Origin of the sequence: Corynebacterium sp. HMSC05H05 (genome assembly GCF_001807265.1) — a bacterium.
In the GTDB taxonomy this organism is placed as follows: Bacteria; Actinomycetota; Actinomycetes; order Mycobacteriales; family Mycobacteriaceae; genus Corynebacterium.
Window position 1 is genome coordinate 1 of the sequence record NZ_KV788396.1, and the last position, 17,565, is coordinate 17,565.

Genomic DNA, 17,565 nt, shown 5'->3' on the forward strand with positions numbered 1-17,565 from the left:
CGCGGCGGCCGCGGGGGCTACCGCGGCGGACGCGGACGCGATGACAGGGGCGATCGCGGGGGACGCGGCGGTTACCGCGGCGGACGAGGCCGTGGCCGCGACGACAGGCGCGACCGCTGGGATTAACCCCTCAACCTGATGCAACCGGCACAGCTCACAAGCAGCGTGCCGGCTGCTTGGGGTTTGGGTGGGGGCCGGAGGGCGTCGATAGGCAAGAGTGCTAGGTTAATGCGCATGTCTTCCCAGTGCACGCACCGAATTTCCCGAGCTTTTCTCGCAGCGGCCGTGGCGCTGGGGATGCAGGCCGCACCCGCCGAGGCGCAAACGCGGGTGGAACAAGGCGCGCCCGTGCTTATCCACGGCACCGGCACCTGCACCATCGGCTTCAACGACCCCGCGCGCCACCGCAGCCTCGTCGCCGCGCACTGCGGAGCCGAAGGCACGCGCGTCAACGCTGGCGGCGCCACCGGCACGCTGTACCGCTCCAAGGCCTACGACGGCCACCTGAGCAACGACTGGGCCGCCATCCAATGGGACGCAGGCGTGGCTGTCGGCGGCAACCGTTTCTCCGGCGATAGGTGGGTCCACCCGGGTGACGTGCGGCTCGGCGAGACCATCTGCTACTTCTCCCGCACCCGCGGCGCGCAGACCTGCGGGCGCTTTGCTGGCTCCGCCGACGGCACCTTCTTCGTCGCCGCGCCGTTGAGCCACCCCGGCGACTCCGGCGGGCCCATGTGGGTGCCCGGCCGCGGCTTCGTCGGCGTGGTCTCCAGCATGTGGACCTCCAACCCGCTGCCGTTTCTGCGCGGTGGGGACTACGTCATCGGCATCGTGCCCCACGACGGCCCCGCCGTCCCCGAAGCCCGCCTGGTGGGCGTGTGGGCGCAGAACGCGCTGTTCGGCGGGCTGACCGGGCCCGTGGCGGAGGTGCTGCGCAAGGCCGTGGACGGGATCTTCCGCTTCTTCGCCAGCCTGGGCCTCGGCGGCGCCTCCGCGCTGCGGTACACGTAGGGGGTCGTCCCGGTCACCGGGATCAGTCCGAAACTGGGTCGATCTCGGCCCGCGCCACCCCCAAATTCCTGTTTTCAGCTAGTAAGGCCCAGCTATCCGCCGAAAAATCGGGAATAGCTGGGCCTTAGTAGCTGGATCCAGCCGAGCGAGGGGGCGAAACGCGCCCGGGAGAGGGGGCGAGCCCCCGCGCTCCTTTACGCCGGGGTCGGCAGGAACATCAGGATCAGGGTGAGCATCCACAGCAGGTTGAAGATGCCGGCGCCGGCGGTTGCCTTTGCCTTGGACTTCTCAAAGTTGTTGGTCACATCGGCCGGGTCTGCGTCAGCGGCCGGCAGCGCGCCGAGGGTGCCCATCATCTTGCGCTGCTGCGGGATGACCATGCCCAGCAGGATGGCCCAGGCGATCACGGAGAGCACGATGGCGGTGTGGAACCAGTAGTTGGCCTTGTAGGTCTCCCAGTCGGAGGCGAGCACGGCGCCGCCGAGCAGCGGGACGAGCAGGGAGAGCATGCCGTAGGTCTTGGTGATGCGGTAGAGCACCGACGCACGGCCGGTGGCCTCCTCGCCGCCGGCGCGGGATTCTGCGACCTGGCGCGGGAACATCGAGGTCGACACGACAACGGGGCCGAGCAGCAGGATGGCCGCGACCACGTGCAGGAAGATGAGGAATGTAGTCATGGGCCCACACCTTACGGCATGGTGGGAAAATCCTCACAGCTCGCCGCGCGACAGCAGACCGGCGACCCCAGAGCACGCGCGCCGCACCGCCCGCAGGTCAGGCTTCGGCAAAGGGAGGGCGTAGTGCTTTGCGACGTCCACGAGCCTGCGCCCATACGCACAGCGCGAGCGTCTGTCTGAGGGCATCCATTCGGAGGGGAGTTTGTCGCCTTTGGCCTGGTTGGCGGCGGAGGAAACGGCGACGAGGTTTCGCGGGTCGTTGTAGAAGCGCTCGCGCGTGGCGGCGTCCCACCGGTGGGCGCCTAAGTCCCAGGCGGCGGAGACGGGCAGGATGTGGTCGATTTCCACGTCGTGGGGTAGAAGAAAATCCCCGGTGTAGGGGTCTACAACTCGGGGATTGCCCCACTGTGGCCAGGGCTGGGCGCAGTCCGCGTCAAACGCGGCGGCCATCACCGCGGCGCGGGTGTCGCAGCCGCGGGTGCCGGCGGCCCAGCCGGGGCCGAACTCGGCTCTGTCATAGCCAAGGGTGGTGGTGCGGTGGGGCACCGTTGGGACGTCGCTAGGCAAACGCCCCGTGGGAAACGGCACCACCAGAACAGTGAGAGCGGACAGAATAAGAAGGTATTGGCGCATACCTTCTTAGACTGCGGTGGAGCCTCCGCGGTTCCCAAGGGCTGCGGCGAAGTCCTCGTCAGGGTGGGCCAGCGCGTAGTCGGTGGCGTCCGCGGCGGACTCGAACTCTTCTTCCACACCCTCCTTCGGGCGGGTGGCCAGGGAGACGATGACCATGGCCAGGGTGGCCAGGATGACGCCCGGGACAATCTCGTAGATGATGCCGTTGAGCGCGTCGACGGAACCCCAAATAAAGGAGGTGACGGCGCCGACGATCATGCCGGCGATCGCGCCCTGGGAGGTGAGGCGCTTCCAGTACAGCGACGCCACAACCACTGGGCCGAACGCGGAGCCGAAGCCAGCCCACGCGAAGCCGACCAGGCCGAGGATGGTGTCGGACGGGTTCAGCGCCAGCGCCATGCCCACCAAGGCCACGCCGATGACCATGGCGCGGGAGAGCACGAGCAGGGTGGTGTTGTTCGGGTTCTTCTTGAAGATGCGGTAGACATCCTCAATCAGCGCGGACGAGGTGACCAGCAGCTGCGAGGACATGGTGGACATGATCGCGGCGAGCACGGCGGTGAGCACGATGCCGGCGATCAGCGGGTGGAACATGAGGCGGGCCAGGTCCAGGAACACGGTCTCGTAGCCGGACTGGTCGGTCACGGACGCGGACTTCTGGGAGAAGTAGACGGTTGCCACCAGAGCGGTGAAGATGCCGCCGATGTAGCAGATGGCCACCCAGATGGTGCCGGTGCGGCGGGCCGCCTTCGCTTCAGACGGGGAGCGCAGCGCCATGAAGCGTGTGATGATGTGCGGCTGGCCGAAGTAGCCCAGGCCCCAAGCAATGTTGCCGATGATGGTGCCGGCGGACACGCCCGCGACGATGTTGAAGTAGTTCGGGTTGCCGTCCTCCCACGGGCCGTACGGGTTGGAGGTGGCCCAGCTGAAGATGTCGGACGGGTTGTCCAGGGACATAAGCGCCATGATCGGCACGGCGATCAGGGCGAGGAACATCAGGCCGCCCTGCACGACGTCGGTGTAGCTCACGGCGAGGAAGCCGCCGATGAACGTGTAGAGCACGGTAATCGAGCCGACGATGAGCACGCCGTGGATGTAGTCGCCACCGAAGGTGGATTCGTAGTAGCGGCCGCCGGAAACCATGCCGGAGGAGACGTAGAACGTGAAGAAGAAGATGATGATCACGGCGGAGGTGAAACGCAGCACGCGCGAGGTGTCGTGCGTGCGGTTTTCGAAGAAGCTGGGCAGCGTGATCGAGTTCTTGGCCACCTCGGTGTAAGCGCGCAGGCGCGGCGCGATCCACTTCCAGTTGGCCCAGGTGCCGAGGAACAGGCCGATGACAATCCACAGCTCACTCATGCCGGCGACGAACAGTGCGCCAGGCAGGCCCATGAGCAGCCAGCCGGACATGTCTGATGCGCCTGCAGAGATGCCGGCGACCAGCGGGCCGAGGCCGCGGTCACCGAGGACGTAGTCGTCGTATTTAGTTGTCTTGCGCCACGAGTAGAACCCGATGGCGACCATCACCCCGAAATACAGGACGATGGCAAGCACTAGCCAGAAACTATCGGACATGTGCACTCCCTTGCGTCTATGTAGATGTCGGTCACAGTTCGCCACACTGTAACGCATCCTTCCCCGCCGCTGTTTTAATCTAAGGAATTGCCTGAATGGGTGCTGAAAAATTTTGTTCGAATGCTCGGCGGGGGCGGGTGTCGGCGTCGGTGGTATAAGGGTGGGTATGCCTGAATACCTTCTCCATGGCCTGTGGCTCCCCGAGTCCGGGCTTTCGGTGTGGGTTGAGCGCGTACAGGGACACCGCATTGTGACCATGGATGACGTGCCGCCCGGCACGTTTCCGCCGATCGTGCATTCGCTTTTGGACGGCCAAAGGTTCCACCACATCCACACCCTGATCCTGCAAACCCCGAAGGGTCGGCATGTCAGCTTGAGGGCGCCTCTGGCGCAGTTCGCACCCGAAGATGCAGTGCGTTTTTTAGACAACCTGGCGCACCTGGACGGGGATTCCCCGGCGGCCACGCCTGCGCAGCGCGAGGCGGTCGCGCCGGACATGTACTGGATCCTGCGCATGTATCGGGGCCTGACCCAGTTCGTGCGCGCGGGGCGCGTGAGCATCAACGTGCCGTACCACGACGGGCTGTGGTACGCGCAGTGGCAGTTGGGCACCGGGCTGGAGGAGCGCAGCTGGCTGGCGGAGATGATCGCCGCCTCGCCGGGTGTGCTCACGGTGAACAACGCGAACTTGAGCGAGGACTGCGCGCAGATGTTCACGCACTGGATCGCCACGGAACGCCTGCAGGGCGCGGCGGAGAAGGCGTCGACTAGGCCGTATCCCTGGCACGATTTTGTGAAGTCGCTGCTCTACAGCATCCCGCTGCGCCGCGGCGGGGCGGTGCTGGCCCGTCAGATGGGGGATTGGAACGGCACGATCACGGCGGTGAACATGCAGCTGGTGTTCATCGTGGAGTCGCCCGACGAGGCGGAGGAGTCGGGGCCCGAGACGCTGTGGCCGGTGCGGGTGCAGGTGCGCTCCAGCTCGGATTCGCCGCGGCCGGTGCGGTTGGGGGATTACGACTCGAAGACGGCGGACGTCCTGCGCGGCCAGCTCGATGTGGCGATCGAAGCGACCTCGCTTGTGGATCCGGCGAAGCACGGCAGGTTCCGCTCCACCGCGGACCACGGCTTCGACCCGAACGCGGGCGACTGGGATCTGTACTTAAATGGCGACGAGATTGTGAAGTTCGTCCGCGAGAGCGCCTCTTACCTGAGGGCCCACGGCTTTGTGGTGCTGCTGCCGCGCGCGTGGGCGACGGCGGAGACGGCGTCCAAGCTCAAGGTCGGCGAGCACCAGGACCCGCACGATTCCTCCACCGTGACCATGATGGGCTTTGACACCCTGGTCAAGTACGACTGGCGGCTCTCCGTCGGCGGCGTGGAGCTTTCGGACGAAGAGATGGCCCAGCTGGTCAAGTCCAAGTCCGGCCTGATCAAGCTGCGCGGCGAGTGGGTGCTGGCGGATAGCCGCGAGGTGGCCAAGACGGCGAAGTACCTGGAGAAGCTGCACGACACCTCCCTGGAAAACGCCATGCTCGAGGCGGAAAGCGCCATCAAGCGCGCCCGCATTGCACAGGCCGCCGGCTCCGAGGACGCCGAGGAGCTGCAGCGCCTCGCCGAGGAGGCGCAGGCGGAGTACGAGCGGCTCAAGAATGCCGAGGGCGAGGGCGTGGTGTCTGCCGCGGAGCTGCGCCAGCTCGCACTGGAGGCGGGCGCGGACAGCCCCATCGAGTTCACCGGTTCGCCCTGGTTCACCTCCCTGGTCGGCGGCACGGACCGCCCGGCGCCGGAGCGCGTGGACATCCCGGACACCGTCACCGCGGAGCTGCGCGAGTACCAGCGCCGAGGCGTGGACTGGCTGTGCTTCATGTCCCGCAACAACTTGGGCGCGGTGCTTGCGGACGACATGGGGCTGGGCAAAACCCTGCAGCTGCTCACCCTGCTCGCGGTGGAAAAAGCGCAGGGCACGAGGCGCGGCCCGTCACTGATCGTGGCGCCGACGTCTGTGGTGAACAACTGGGCGCGCGAGGCCGCCCGTTTCGTGCCGGACATGCGCGTGCGCGTGCATCACGGCGCGGGCAGGCTCAAGGGCGACGACCTTTTTGCGGCCGCCGAAGAGTCCGACATCGTCATCACCTCCTACGGCACCGCCGCGCGCGACGCCAAGGATCTGGCTGCAGTGCAGTGGGATCACGTGGTGTTGGATGAGGCGCAGGCGATCAAGAACGCGGGCACGCAGTCGTCGAAAAGCGTTCGCGCAATTCCCGCACGGCACCGCATTGCACTCACCGGCACCCCGATTGAAAATAAGCTCTCTGAGCTGCGCAGCATCCTAGATTTCGTCAATCCCGGAATGCTGGGCTCGCAGAGTTTCTTCCGCAACCACTTCGCCAAAGCCATCGAATCGCGCAGGGACCCGGAGCTCGCGGACGAGATGGGCGAGCGCCTGCAGCGCCTCACCGCGCCGTTTATCCTGCGCCGCCTGAAAACGGACACGGCGATTATCTCCGATTTACCGGACAAGGCCGAACACGTCATCGCCGTGGACATGACCCCGGAGCAGGCCGCGCTGTACAAGGCGCTGGTGGACAGCACGCAGGCGGAGCTGGATGAGCGTAAGGGTATTGCGCGCAAGGGGCTCGTGCTGGCCACGATCACCCGCATCAAGCAGGTGTGCAACCACCCGGCGCACTTTCTTGGCGACGGCTCCGCGGTCACCGACAAAGGCCGCCACCGCTCCGGCAAGGTGGAAAAACTCATGGAGCTTCTGGAGGAAGCCGCCGCGTCCGACCAGCGTGTGCTGATTTTTACCCAGTACAAGGCGTTCGGCGACATCTTGAAGCCCTACCTGTCCGAGCGCCTCGGCGAGGACGTGCCGTTCCTCCACGGCGGCGTGGGCAAATCCGCGCGCGACGCGATGGTGGAGCGCTTCCAGCAGCCGGACGGGCCCCGCGCGATGATCCTCAGCCTGAAAGCCGGCGGCACCGGCTTGAACCTGACGGCGGCGTCCATGGTCATCCACCTGGACCGCTGGTGGAACCCGGCGGTGGAAAACCAGGCCACGGACCGCGCGTTCCGCATCGGGCAGGAGAAGAACGTCACGGTGTACAAGATCATCACCCGCGGCACGATGGAGGAGTCCATCCAGGACATCCTGGACGGCAAGACCCAGCTCGCCGGCGCCGTGGTGGGCCAGGGCGAGGGCTGGATCACCGAGCTGGGCACCGAGGAGCTCGCCCAATTGATCAGTTACAGGGGGCAAAATGACTGAGAAAAAGAAGCGCCCGCAAGAAGACAACGTCATCTACGCCAACTTCGGCGCGCGAAAACGCGTGTCCAGCGCGGCGGAAACTGGCGGCACGGACGTCGGCACGTTCCGTCCGCGGTCGCTGTCGCCTGCGGCGATGACCATTTACAACGCCGCGGTGCGCCAGACCGACGTGGGCCGGGCGAAACGTGGTGCGGAGTACGCCGCCCGCGGGCATGTGGTGGAGCTGCAGGCGGTGCCCCACGGGGTGCGCGCGGAGGTGGTGGGCAGCCAGAACGACCCGTTCCGCGTGGCCATGTACTTGCCGCGGCGCAACGCCGAGGAGATCCGCCGCGCCACCAGCGCGATCGTGCGCGCGCCCGGCTCCATCGCTGCGGCGAAGGCCGGCACGCTCGCCGAGGACGTCCTGGAGATCCTGCTGTGCAAATCCCCGGGGGAAGTCACTTTCTACTGCGATTGCCCGGATAGCGCGGTTGTGTGCAAGCACGCCGTCGCCGTGGCGCAGCGCACCGCGGAACTCATAGACAAAGACCCGAGCGTCATTTTCACCATGCGCGGGCTGCGCCTGGAGGAGCTGGAGAACCGCAAGCGCAATCAGGCGGAGGACTTGGCCAAGGAGAACGCCGAGCCCGGCTCCGACTACTTCTGGTCCGGCCGTCAGTTGCCTGAGCTGCCGCGTCCGAAGGTGGCGCCGATGATCGATGATTCGGACATCGACCTGCTCCACCGCGCGATGCAAACTGTGTCGTTTACCAACATCGACCAGTTGCGCGCGGTGGCGGACATTGAGGATCTCTACGACGAGCTCACCCGTTAGATCATGTGTTCGAATGTTCGTGCTTGGGTGTCGGCCGCAATGGTAGGTGTATAAGACATGACGCACACCACCTTCATCCACACCTCCGACCTGCAGTTAGGCATGCGCCGAAAATTCTTGTCGCCCGAGGCGCAGTCGCGTTTCGACGACGCACGGCTCCGCGCCGTCACCCGCTTGGGGGAGATAGCAACGGAGCGCGGCGCCGAGTTCATCGTGGTCGCCGGCGACGTGTTCGAGCACAACTCGCTCGAGCCCACCACACTCGGCCGCGCGCTCGAGGCGCTGCGCAAACTGCCCGTGCCGGTCTACCTCCTGCCCGGCAACCACGACCCCCTCGTGGCGGACAGCATCTTTCAGCGCACAGAGGGCATCGAGGGTGTCACGGTGCTCACGGACTCTGAGCCGGTGGTCGTGCGCGAGGGCGTCGAGGTGGTGGGCGCCCCGCTGCTAACCAAGCACGCCTCGGAGGACCTCTGCGCCAAGGCCGTCCGCGGCCTGGAGCCGACGGAGGCGGTCCGCATCCTCGTCGGCCACGGCGCCGTGGAGGGCTTCGGGGAAGAGGAGGCGCATTCGCTTATCGACGTTGCTTCGCTCGACACCGCCATCGACCAGGGCACGATCGACTACGTCGCCCTAGGGGACACCCACTCCACCGCGGCACTGACCGCCTCGGAGCGGATCTGGTACTCGGGTGCGCCAGAGACCACGGACTACTTCGACCGCACCCCTGGTGTGGCCGGCGGCGAGGTGGATTCCGGCAACGCGCTGGTGGTCACCGTGGACAAGAGCAGCGGGCGCGCCGACGTTGCGGTGGAGAAGGTCCCGGTCGGTGCCTGGACGTTTGAGGCCCGCTTCTGGGAGGTCGCCGGAGCCGATGACGTGGCCGGGGTGATCGAGGACCTCAAGGCGTACCCGGAGAAGGACCGCACCGTGATCAAGTACGCGCTTTCTGGCACGCTCGGCCTGGAAGACACGCGCACCCTCGAGCGCGAGCTCGCCGAGCTCGAGCCGGTCTTTGCGGCGCTCTACCCGCGTGGTCGGCTGATGAGCCTGCACCTCGAACCCGACGACGAAGAGCTAGAAAACCTGCCGCTGACCGGCTTCGCCCAAGACGCAATGCGGGAGCTGATCGGCCAGGCTGCCGAGGACAAAGCCACCGCCCGCGATGCCGTGAACCTGCTGTTCCGCCTGTCCAAGGAGGTGGGCTAGACCATGCGCATCCACGACCTAGTCATCGACAACTTCCGCGCCATCGAGCACCTGGAGCTGCGCGACCTGCCGGATACCGGCGTGATTGTCATCCACGGCCAAAACGAGGCCGGCAAGTCCACCATCCTTGACGCCATCGGCACCGTGCTGCAGGAGCGCCACTCCGCCGGCGGCAAGAAAATCAAGGTGTTCGCCCCGGTCGGCCGCGACGCTTCCCCCGAGGTCACCATGACTGCGACGGTGGGGGAGACCACCTTCACAATCCACAAGCGCTGGCTGAAGGGCAAGCTCTCGGAGCTGGAGATCCTCTCGCCGGTGCACAAGAACTTCACCGGCCGCCAGGCGGACGACGAGCTCGCGCGCATCATCGCCGAGCAGATGGACACCAGTCTCGCCAAGACCCTGTTCCTGCGCCAGGGCGAGCTGGATCCCGGCATCGCCGCCGCCGGCATTCCGTCCATCTCCCAGGCCCTTGACGCGGAGGACGGCTCCGAGCGCTCGGGCGAGGAAGACACTGAGCTCATGGCCGCCATCGAGGCGGAGTACGCGCGCTACTGGACGGCCGCGACCCCGCCGAAGCCCAAAGCCTCCTTCAGCGCGAAGTCCGAGGCCGTGGACACCGCCCGCGAGACTCTGCGCGCCGCAGAGGCTGAGGTGCAGCAGCTCGCCACGTTTGTGGATGAAGTATCCCGCCGCGAGGACGAAATCCGCACGGTAGATACGGAGCTGCCGCAGGCCCACGAGGAGCTCGCCGAGCGCGAAGCCGAGTACGCCAAGGCCAGCCAACTCGCAGACAAGGCTAAGGCGGCAACCGAGCAGCTGGAGCGCGCCACCGTCGCCAGAAAGCGCGCCGAGCAGGACCTCACCGAACGCACCGCCCTTTCCGAGCGCGTGGCCGCGCTGCGCAAGGAAGAACAGGACCTGCAGGCCGCACTCGCACCGGCCCAGGAGGCGCACGACGCCGAGCGCGAGAAGGTCGCTGAGCTGACGGCGCAGGTCGAGCAGGCCAAGACCCGCCTCGCCACCGCCCGCACCACCTTGCGCGGCGCCGAGGACGTCCGCGATCACGTGCGTGCTTCTCGACGCCTCACGGTCGTCACCGACCAACTCACCCTCATCGGCAAAGCCGAAGAGGCCTACGCCACCCTGCTGAAAAACGCCCCCGCCCTGCAGGTCACGGACGCGGACGTGCGCAAGCTGGAGAAGGCCGAGAGCGAGCTGACCCTGCAACGCCGCCTGCACGAGGCCGCCTCCGCCAAGCTGGAGATCACCGCCGAGAACAAAACCATCCAGGTCGACGGCGACACCGTGGAGATCGACGGCACCGAGTCCGTCGCTGTCTACGAAGGCACGCGCCTGACCCTCGACGAGTTCGACGTGGTCTTCCGCGCCGCCCAAGGTTCTGAGGACCCCCGCCGCGCCGTGGAGAAAGCCGAGGATGCCCTCGCGAGCCTGCTGTCCAAGCTCGGCTGCGCCGACGTCGAGGAAGCCCGCGCTGCCCGCGACGCATGCAAGGCGCACGACGCGGAGGTGAAGTCCGCCCGCCAGCGCCGCGACGACGCTCTCGCAGGCACCGACGCCGACGAGCTTCAAGCCGAGCGTGACCGCCTCACAGCCCAAATCGAGGAGCTCGCCGAAGCGCTCGACGGCATCGAGCTTCCCGATACCGAGCAGTCCGCGGAGCTGGCCGTGAAGGACGCCCAGAAGGCGTTGGACAAGGCGGAAAAGGATGTCGACGCCGTCGACGCCGCGCTCAAGCCTTACGCCGACCGCACCGCCACCAGCGAACTGACCGTGGTGCAGACCAAGCTCGAGGCGAAGCAGGCGGAGGCCAGCCACGCCGCTGACGAACTGGAGCGGGCCGAACAGGCTGCCACGAAGTCGTCCCTCGAGAAAGCGCTCGAAACTGCCCGCGAGCACGAGCGCGACGCCGACGAGGCGCACGCTGCCCTGTCCGCCGAACTCGCGGCCGCCGACCCGGAGATCGCCCAGCAGATGCTCGAGGGCGCCAAGACGCGCCTGCAGAACCTGGAGAAGCGCCAGGCCGAGGCGAAAAACCGCATCACCGAGCTGACCGGCCGCATTGAGATCGCCGCCGGCGCCGCCGAGAAAGCCGACCGCGCTGCCGCGGAACTGGACGCCGCGGAGACCGAGCTGGCTCGCACCACCCGCCGCGCCGACGCCGTGCGGCTGCTGCGCGAGACGATGCACACCCACAGGGATGCTGCCCGTGCCCGTTACACAGCGCCATTCAACGACGCGATCCGCAACCGCGCACGCGTGCTGTTCGGCCCGACCGTGGATTTCAACTTCGGCGACGACCTCACCGTCACCGAGCGCACCGTCGACGGGGTGAGCGTGCCGCTAGATCAGCTCTCCGGGGGCACGAAGGAGCAGCTGGCCATCCTCACACGGTTCGCCATCGCGGACCTGGTCACCGCCTCCGGGGAGACCACCCCGGTGCCTGTAGTGGTCGACGACGCCTTAGGCGCCACCGACCCGGAGCGGCTCGCCCGCATGAACTCGCTGTTTTCCCAGGTGGGCACGACCTCGCAGGTGTTGGTGTTGACCTGCTTCCCGCAGCGTTTCGACCGTGTCGCGGCGGCACGTACGTACTCCATGGACGAGTTGAAAACCGGTTTCATGAGCTAAGATCTGCCGGTATGAGTACTCAACCGCGGTGGCTTGACGATGACGAGCAACAACTATGGCGGTTGATATTGAACGGGTTTAACAAAATCTCGCGGACCATCGACGATCGCCTCCAGGAAGGCAGCGATATCTCATCGTCGGAGTTTTCTGTGCTCGTCACGTTGTCGGAGGCGGAGAACCGGACCCTGCGCCTGCGCGAGCTGTGCGAAGAACTCGGCTGGGACCGCTCACGTGCCTCCCACCAAGTCACCCGCATGAAAAAGCGCGGGCTGCTGACCAAAAACAAGTGCCCCGGCGACGCGCGCGGCGTGTTGGTCACCCTGACCGACCAGGGCATGGCGCACCTCGAGGAAGCGGTGCCGGACCACGTTGAAACGGTGCGCCGCCTCGTCTTCGACAACCTCGACCCGGACCGCTCCGACGGGATCCGCGAGTTCTTCACCGACGTGCTTGCTTCCAAGGAACTCCCCGCCAACCAGCTCTAACCGTGCGATACGCGATAGCTGTCCTTGCGAACGCGCAGTAGCAGGGGTTGGATGGGGCCCACCAATTCCACGGACGAAAGGACCCCGGAAATGTCCAGCCCCTACAACCCGCAGAACATCAACCCCGGCAACTCCCCGAAGCGCCTCGAGCGCTCCATGACCGACAAGTACATCGCCGGCGTCTGCGGCGGCATCGCCCAGTACCTCGGCGTGGACCCGACCGTCGTGCGCGTCATCTTCATCGTGCTCGTACTTGCCGGTGTGTTCCCGGGCTTGCTTGCCTACGGCGTGGCCTGGCTGATCATGCCGGCCGAGTTCTAAGGCCGGCTCCCGTCTAGGAACGTAAACCGCACAGCGTCGCCGCGTAGTTGTTCCAGCGCGTGGCGCACACCCGGCCCTGTGCCCGAGGTGGGGTGGTTCATGTGCGCCAGCACGATCGCCCCGTCGGGGGCATGCATGATTGTCGACGCCACATGGCCCGCCGTGGCCGTCGCCCCGACGTCAGCGTTGACGCTGAAGCCGGCGATTTTTACCCCGCGATCGCGGGCGATGTCGACGGCGACGTCGTCGTAGTGGGCCGTGCCTGAGCGAAACCACGCAGAATCCACCCCGTACTCCGCCAGCAGCGCGCGGTTGTCGTCGATTTCCGCGATGGCCTCCGCCGGCGTTGCGGTGCCCGCGATGCCGTAGGCCGCCTGGCCGTTGACGCTCAGCGGCAGGTGGCGCGTACCGTGGTTTTCCAGGCGGAACAGGGGATCGGCCGCAAGCTTCCGCGTCGCCTCCGGGTTTGCCTCGATCCAGGTGGCGCTCAAAAACAGCGTCGCGGGCACGGCATACTCGCGCAGCGCGTCTATCAGTCCCTGGTCCACTGCTGAACCGCTCGGCCCGCCGCAGGCGTCGAACGTCAGCGCAATCGCGCGCCTGCCCGGGGTGACCGGCACCGTCTCCACGATGCCGCGCATGGAGGTCCCAAACGCTTGCGGCGTCCGGCCCGCGTAGCGCTCCGGACCGGGATACGCCGTCACCGTCTCGCGGGCGGTGGTGGTAGCCGTCTCCGTCACTGTCGTGCCCCGCGGGCCGGCACACCCCACCAACGCAGAAAAGCCCGCCACTGCCGTGGCGGACATGAAGGTTTTCCTGCTCAGCACAGGCTGAGAGTCTAATGGGTGGGGGAGCGGAGTGCTCGTCGAGAAGCTACTGCTTGATCGCGGAACCCTCGATCTCGATGCCCACCTTTTCGCTGACCAGCATGCCGCCGGAGTTCAGCGGCGCCTGGAAGTCGATGCCGTACTCGCTGCGGTTGATGGTGGTGTGCGCCTCGAAGCCGAGACGGGTGTTGCCGAACGGGTCCTCCTCCACGCCGAAGGTCTCGACGTCGAAGGTGACCGGCTTGGTGGTGGTCTTGATGGTCAGGTCGCCGGTGACGGCGCCGTTGCCCTGCGCGTCCACGTCGAAGCTGGTGGCGGTGAAGGTCATCTCCGGGTACTGCTCGACTGCGAAGAAGTCCTCGCCGCGAACGTGTGCGTCGCGGTCGGCGTTGCGGGTGTCCACGCTGGCGGTGCGCACGGTGCCGGAAGCGGTGCTTGCGGACGGCTCCTCCGCGATAGTCACGGACGCGTCGAAGTCGGTGAACTCGCCGCGGACCTTGGTCACCATGGCGTGACGCACGGTGAAACCGATGGAGGAGTGGGCGGGGTCGAGGGTGTAGGTACCGGTCTGCATGATTGTCTCCTTCGAATCATGTTGATGAGTCAACAATGGAACGAAGGTAATGTTACGGCCGCTATGGTGACGTGTCAACAATGAGGGGAAAGATGAAGGGTTTTGCCACAGTATCTATGTGGCAAAACCCCTGTAAACGTGGTGTCCCCGACAGGATTCGAACCTGCGACCTTCGGTACCGGAAACCGATGCTCTAATCCACTGAGCTACGGAGACAATGCCGTCTAGGTTAGCACCCGGATCCACAGCCAACGAAATTGGAACGAACCCTAGGGCGACTCCCAGCTTCACCCCATGGATTTGCAACACCCATGTCGCATAATCATTGGTGCGCGCCGCGGGAACGGCGTGACACGGGAAACAATGACAGCGAAACGGCCGGCCCCGAAAGGGACCGGCCGCTTCGTTATTCCAGGCTAAGCGCTGGCTACTTCACAACCATCACGATCAGGTCGCGCGGGCCGTGCACGCCCTCGACGCGTACGAGCTCGATGTCGGAGGTCGCGGACGGGCCAGAGATCATGGTCGCTGGGCGCTCCGGGTCGATGCGGGAGATCATCTCCGGCACGCCGAAAACGACGGAGTCCGGGCGCACGATGCAGATGTGGCGGTCCGGCACCAGAGACAGTGCGCGGCGGCCGCACACGTCACCGGACTCCAGCACGATGGAGCCGGTCTGCGCGGAGGTCACCTTGGAGTCGGTGACTACGGCGTCGACGTCGGAAAGCTCGCGCGGGTCGGTGTCGTTGGAATCGGGGCGGGCGGTGCCAGCGAAGCCGTCGAAAAGCGAGGCGTCCAGGCCGGGGGCGTAGACGACCTCGTTGCACTTGCGGTCCGCGAGCACCTTGGCGATGTCCTCAGCGAGGGTAGCCTCGGTGGTCTCCACAACGTCCGCCTTGTAGTCCACGAGGCGGTCGATGAGGATCTCGCGCAGCTCGTCTCCGGAGATGTCGGAGGAGGTGTTGTAGTTGCGCACCACCTCAACGTGCTCCGGGGTGTTGGACAGCTGCTGCGCGTCGCGGATGCGCTTGAGGATCTCGCGCTTGGCGTCCTCGTTGCGGGCGTCGCGCGGGGCAGAATTACCGGTTACTCGAGTGGTCATTTACTTGTCCTCTTCCTCGAATCGCTTGCCGGCGACCTTCTGGCCCTCCGGAATGCCCTGCTCGCGGGCCTCGGCCAGCAGACGCTCGGCCTCCTCGGAGCCCCACCACTGGCGGAAGGACTTCTTCGGCGGCACGGCCACGTCGCGGTACTCGGTCCAGCCGGAGATCGGCGGCGGCATGAGGTCGATCTTGCCGTTGAAGCCGCCGAGCACGCGGCCCAGGGCCACCATGCGCACCAGCTTGTCCCACACGCCGCTGCGGCCCCAGACCTGGGCCAAGGAAGCGAACGCTGCGCGTTCAACGTGGTTCGGCTCGTTCTTTGCCTTCTGGTAGCGCAGCTCCAGCAGAATGTCCGTGATCGGGATCTTCACCGGGCAGACCTCGTTGCAGCGGCCGCACAGGGACGACGCGTACGGCAGGGAGCCGTTCGGGTCGTCCGCGGAGTCGATGCCGGTCAGCTGCGGGGTGATGATCGCGCCGATCGGGCCCGGGTAGGTGGAGCCGTAGGAGTGGCCGCCGGCACGCTCGTAGACCGGGCAGACGTTCAGGCAGGCGGAGCAGCGGATGCACTTCAGCGCCTCGCGGCCGATCTCGCTGGACAGGGCGGCGGTGCGTCCGTTGTCCAGGAGGATGATGTGGAAGTTCTGAGGGCCGTCGCCCTCGGTCACGCCGGACCACAGGGAGGTGTACGGGTTCATGCGCTCACCGGTGGAGGAGCGCGGCAGCAGCTGCAGGAACACGCCGAGGTCCTCGAAGTTCGGCAGCAGCTTTTCAATGCCCATGACGGTGATCAGGGTCTCCGGCAGGGTCAGGCACATACGGCCGTTGCCCTCGGACTCCACGATGGAGACGGTGCCGGTGTCGGCGCAACCGAAGTTCGCGCCGGAGATGGCCACTTTGGCCTCCATGAATTGCTGGCGCAGGAACTTGCGGGCGGCCTCAGCCAGCTCCGCCGGGTCCTGGGTCAGGGTCTCGTCCGTGTTCGGCATCTTCGCGGCGAAGATGTCGCGGATCTCCGCGCGGTTGCGGTGGATCGCGGGGACGAGGATGTGGGAGGGGAAGTCCTCGCCGAGCTGCACGATGAGCTCAGCCAGGTCGGTCTCCTGCGCGAAGATGCCGGCCTTATCCAGCTCCTCGTTCAGGGCGATTTCCTGGGTGGCCATGGACTTGATCTTGACTACCTTGTCCTCGCCGGTGGCCTTGACCAGATCCTGGATGATCTCGTTGGCTTCCTTGGAGTCGCGCGCCCAGTGGACGTGGCCGCCGCGCTTGGTCACGTTCTCCTCGAACTGCTCCAGCAGCTCGGGCATGCGTGCGGCGACGTCGCGCTTAATGGTGGAGCCCGCCTCGCGCAGATCCTGCCAGTCGTCCACCTCGTCCACGACGTTCTGGCGCTTCACGCGGATGGTGGTGGTGGCGTACTGGTAGTTGCGGCGCTTGGTTACGTCGTTGAGCTCGTGGTGCGCAGCCTTCTGGAACTTCTCCTTGCCGCGCAGGTGGGAAGGGCCGCTCGCGTACGGCGGCATGGTGGGTTGACCGAGTGCGACCTTCACAGCATCTTCTCCTTCTTGTACGCCGCGGACGTCGGGGTCAGCGGGTGCTCCTTGGTGGAGGCGAGGATCTCCGCCATGTGCACAGCGCGGATGCCCTGGTGCTGGCGGGACATTGCGCCCGCGATGTTCATCAGGCAAGAGGAGTCACCGGCGGTGACGTACTCGGCCTGGGTGTCCTTGATGTGGCGGACCTTGTCGGAGACCATGGCGGAGGAGACCTCCGACATCTTCACAGAGAAGGTGCCGCCGAAGCCGCAGCACTCCTCGGAGTTCGGCAGGTCCACCAGCTCCAGGCCCTCGACGTGGCGCAGCAGCTTGGTCGGGCGGTCGCCGACCTTGAGGAAGCGCAGGGAGTGGCAGGAGGAGTGGTAGGTCACGCGGTGCGGGAAGAACGCGCCCACGTCGTAGGTGCCTGCGACATCCACGATGAACTCGGAGAGGTCGTAGGTTTTCTTCGACGCGGTCTTCGCGCCGTCGACAAGCGCCTTGGAACCGAAACGCTCCGCGAGTTCGACGTGCTGCTCGCGCACAGCGCCTGCGCAGGAGCCGGACGGGGCGACCACGTAGTCGATCGACGGATCCGAGAAGGCGTCGACGTAGGTTTCGATGATCGGAAGCGCCTGCTCCTTGTAGCCGGTGTTCACGTGCATCTGGCCACAGCAGGTTTGTTGTTCGGGGAAGACAACGTCGTAGCCCAAGCGGGAAAGCACAATGGCCGAAGCCTTGTGCGCGTCGGGGAAGAGGGCGTCGCCGATACAAGTAGAAAACAGCGCTACTCGCATGTTCGGACTCCTAAAAAGCGATGTGAGATCACAGGGAAATAATGAAAGCCCCCGCAGGCTGTGATGACCTCGAGGGCT

Annotated in this window: 15 protein-coding genes and 1 tRNA gene; 7 read left to right on the top strand and 9 right to left on the bottom strand. The window is 66.1% G+C overall.

What is annotated here, in order from left to right:
• Positions 1–234: 234 nt before the first annotated feature.
• Complete coding sequence (locus HMPREF3151_RS06865; RefSeq protein WP_141741359.1) at positions 235–1,011, top strand: chymotrypsin family serine protease; 777 nt, start codon at positions 235–237, stop codon at positions 1,009–1,011.
• Between the two features lie 194 nt (positions 1,012–1,205).
• Here HMPREF3151_RS06865 and HMPREF3151_RS06870 read toward each other — a convergent pair whose 3' ends face one another.
• Genes HMPREF3151_RS06870 through putP form a run of 3 tightly spaced genes read right to left on the bottom strand, consistent with a single transcriptional unit; the run spans position 1,206 to position 3,896 of the window.
• Positions 1,206–1,688 carry a DUF2269 domain-containing protein gene (locus HMPREF3151_RS06870; protein WP_070474821.1) on the bottom strand — a complete coding sequence of 161 codons (483 nt, stop codon included), beginning with the start codon at positions 1,686–1,688 and terminating at the stop codon, positions 1,206–1,208.
• Positions 1,689–1,721: 33 nt separating this feature from the next.
• Positions 1,722–2,321, bottom strand: coding sequence for a GmrSD restriction endonuclease domain-containing protein (locus HMPREF3151_RS06875; protein WP_070474822.1), 600 nt, complete (start codon positions 2,319–2,321; stop codon positions 1,722–1,724).
• 6 nt (positions 2,322–2,327) lie between these two features.
• Positions 2,328–3,896 carry a sodium/proline symporter PutP gene (gene putP, locus HMPREF3151_RS06880; RefSeq protein WP_070474823.1) on the bottom strand — a complete coding sequence of 523 codons (1,569 nt, stop codon included), beginning with the start codon at positions 3,894–3,896 and terminating at the stop codon, positions 2,328–2,330.
• 166 nt (positions 3,897–4,062) lie between these two features.
• Here putP and HMPREF3151_RS06885 point away from each other — a divergent pair, with 166 nt between their 5' ends.
• From HMPREF3151_RS06885 to HMPREF3151_RS06910, 6 genes are all read left to right on the top strand, one after another.
• Positions 4,063–7,167: a DEAD/DEAH box helicase gene (locus HMPREF3151_RS06885; RefSeq protein WP_070474824.1), complete on the top strand. Its 3,105-nt coding sequence runs from the start codon at positions 4,063–4,065 to the stop codon at positions 7,165–7,167.
• A complete protein-coding gene (locus tag HMPREF3151_RS06890) occupies positions 7,160–7,981 on the top strand; it encodes an SWIM zinc finger family protein (protein ID WP_070474825.1) in 822 nt (273 codons plus the stop codon). The genes HMPREF3151_RS06885 and HMPREF3151_RS06890 overlap by 8 nt, the downstream gene beginning before the upstream one ends.
• Before the next feature lie 57 nt (positions 7,982–8,038).
• Positions 8,039–9,190, top strand: a complete 1,152-nt coding sequence (locus HMPREF3151_RS06895) for a metallophosphoesterase family protein (RefSeq protein WP_070474826.1) — start codon at positions 8,039–8,041, stop codon at positions 9,188–9,190.
• A gap of 3 nt (positions 9,191–9,193) precedes the next feature.
• The gene (locus tag HMPREF3151_RS06900) at positions 9,194–11,842 is read left to right on the top strand and encodes an AAA family ATPase (RefSeq protein WP_070474827.1); all 2,649 of its coding nucleotides are present in this window, start codon (positions 9,194–9,196) and stop codon (positions 11,840–11,842) included.
• Between the two features lie 11 nt (positions 11,843–11,853).
• Complete coding sequence (locus HMPREF3151_RS06905; RefSeq protein WP_070474828.1) at positions 11,854–12,327, top strand: MarR family winged helix-turn-helix transcriptional regulator; 474 nt, start codon at positions 11,854–11,856, stop codon at positions 12,325–12,327.
• A gap of 90 nt (positions 12,328–12,417) precedes the next feature.
• Positions 12,418–12,648 carry a PspC domain-containing protein gene (locus HMPREF3151_RS06910; RefSeq protein WP_070474829.1) on the top strand — a complete coding sequence of 77 codons (231 nt, stop codon included), beginning with the start codon at positions 12,418–12,420 and terminating at the stop codon, positions 12,646–12,648.
• Here HMPREF3151_RS06910 and HMPREF3151_RS06915 read toward each other — a convergent pair.
• The 6 genes from HMPREF3151_RS06915 to HMPREF3151_RS06940 all read right to left on the bottom strand — a co-directional run bounded on the left by HMPREF3151_RS06915 (position 12,645) and on the right by HMPREF3151_RS06940 (position 17,487).
• A complete protein-coding gene (locus tag HMPREF3151_RS06915; protein WP_246815228.1) occupies positions 12,645–13,475 on the bottom strand; it encodes a polysaccharide deacetylase family protein in 831 nt (276 codons plus the stop codon). The genes HMPREF3151_RS06910 and HMPREF3151_RS06915 overlap by 4 nt on opposite strands.
• Positions 13,476–13,521: 46 nt before the next feature.
• Positions 13,522–14,049: a YceI family protein gene (locus HMPREF3151_RS06920; protein WP_070474830.1), complete on the bottom strand. Its 528-nt coding sequence runs from the start codon at positions 14,047–14,049 to the stop codon at positions 13,522–13,524.
• Between the two features lie 139 nt (positions 14,050–14,188).
• Positions 14,189–14,265: transfer RNA gene (locus tag HMPREF3151_RS06925), tRNA-Arg, on the bottom strand.
• A gap of 211 nt (positions 14,266–14,476) precedes the next feature.
• Positions 14,477–15,151 carry a LutC/YkgG family protein gene (locus HMPREF3151_RS06930; RefSeq protein WP_070474831.1) on the bottom strand — a complete coding sequence of 225 codons (675 nt, stop codon included), beginning with the start codon at positions 15,149–15,151 and terminating at the stop codon, positions 14,477–14,479.
• On the bottom strand, positions 15,152–16,705 hold the full coding sequence (locus HMPREF3151_RS06935; RefSeq protein WP_070474832.1) for a LutB/LldF family L-lactate oxidation iron-sulfur protein: 1,554 nt from the start codon (positions 16,703–16,705) through the stop codon (positions 15,152–15,154).
• Complete coding sequence (locus HMPREF3151_RS06940; protein WP_070474833.1) at positions 16,702–17,487, bottom strand: (Fe-S)-binding protein; 786 nt, start codon at positions 17,485–17,487, stop codon at positions 16,702–16,704. Before HMPREF3151_RS06940 ends, HMPREF3151_RS06935 begins: the two co-directional genes overlap by 4 nt.
• Between the last annotated feature and the right edge of the window lie 78 nt (positions 17,488–17,565).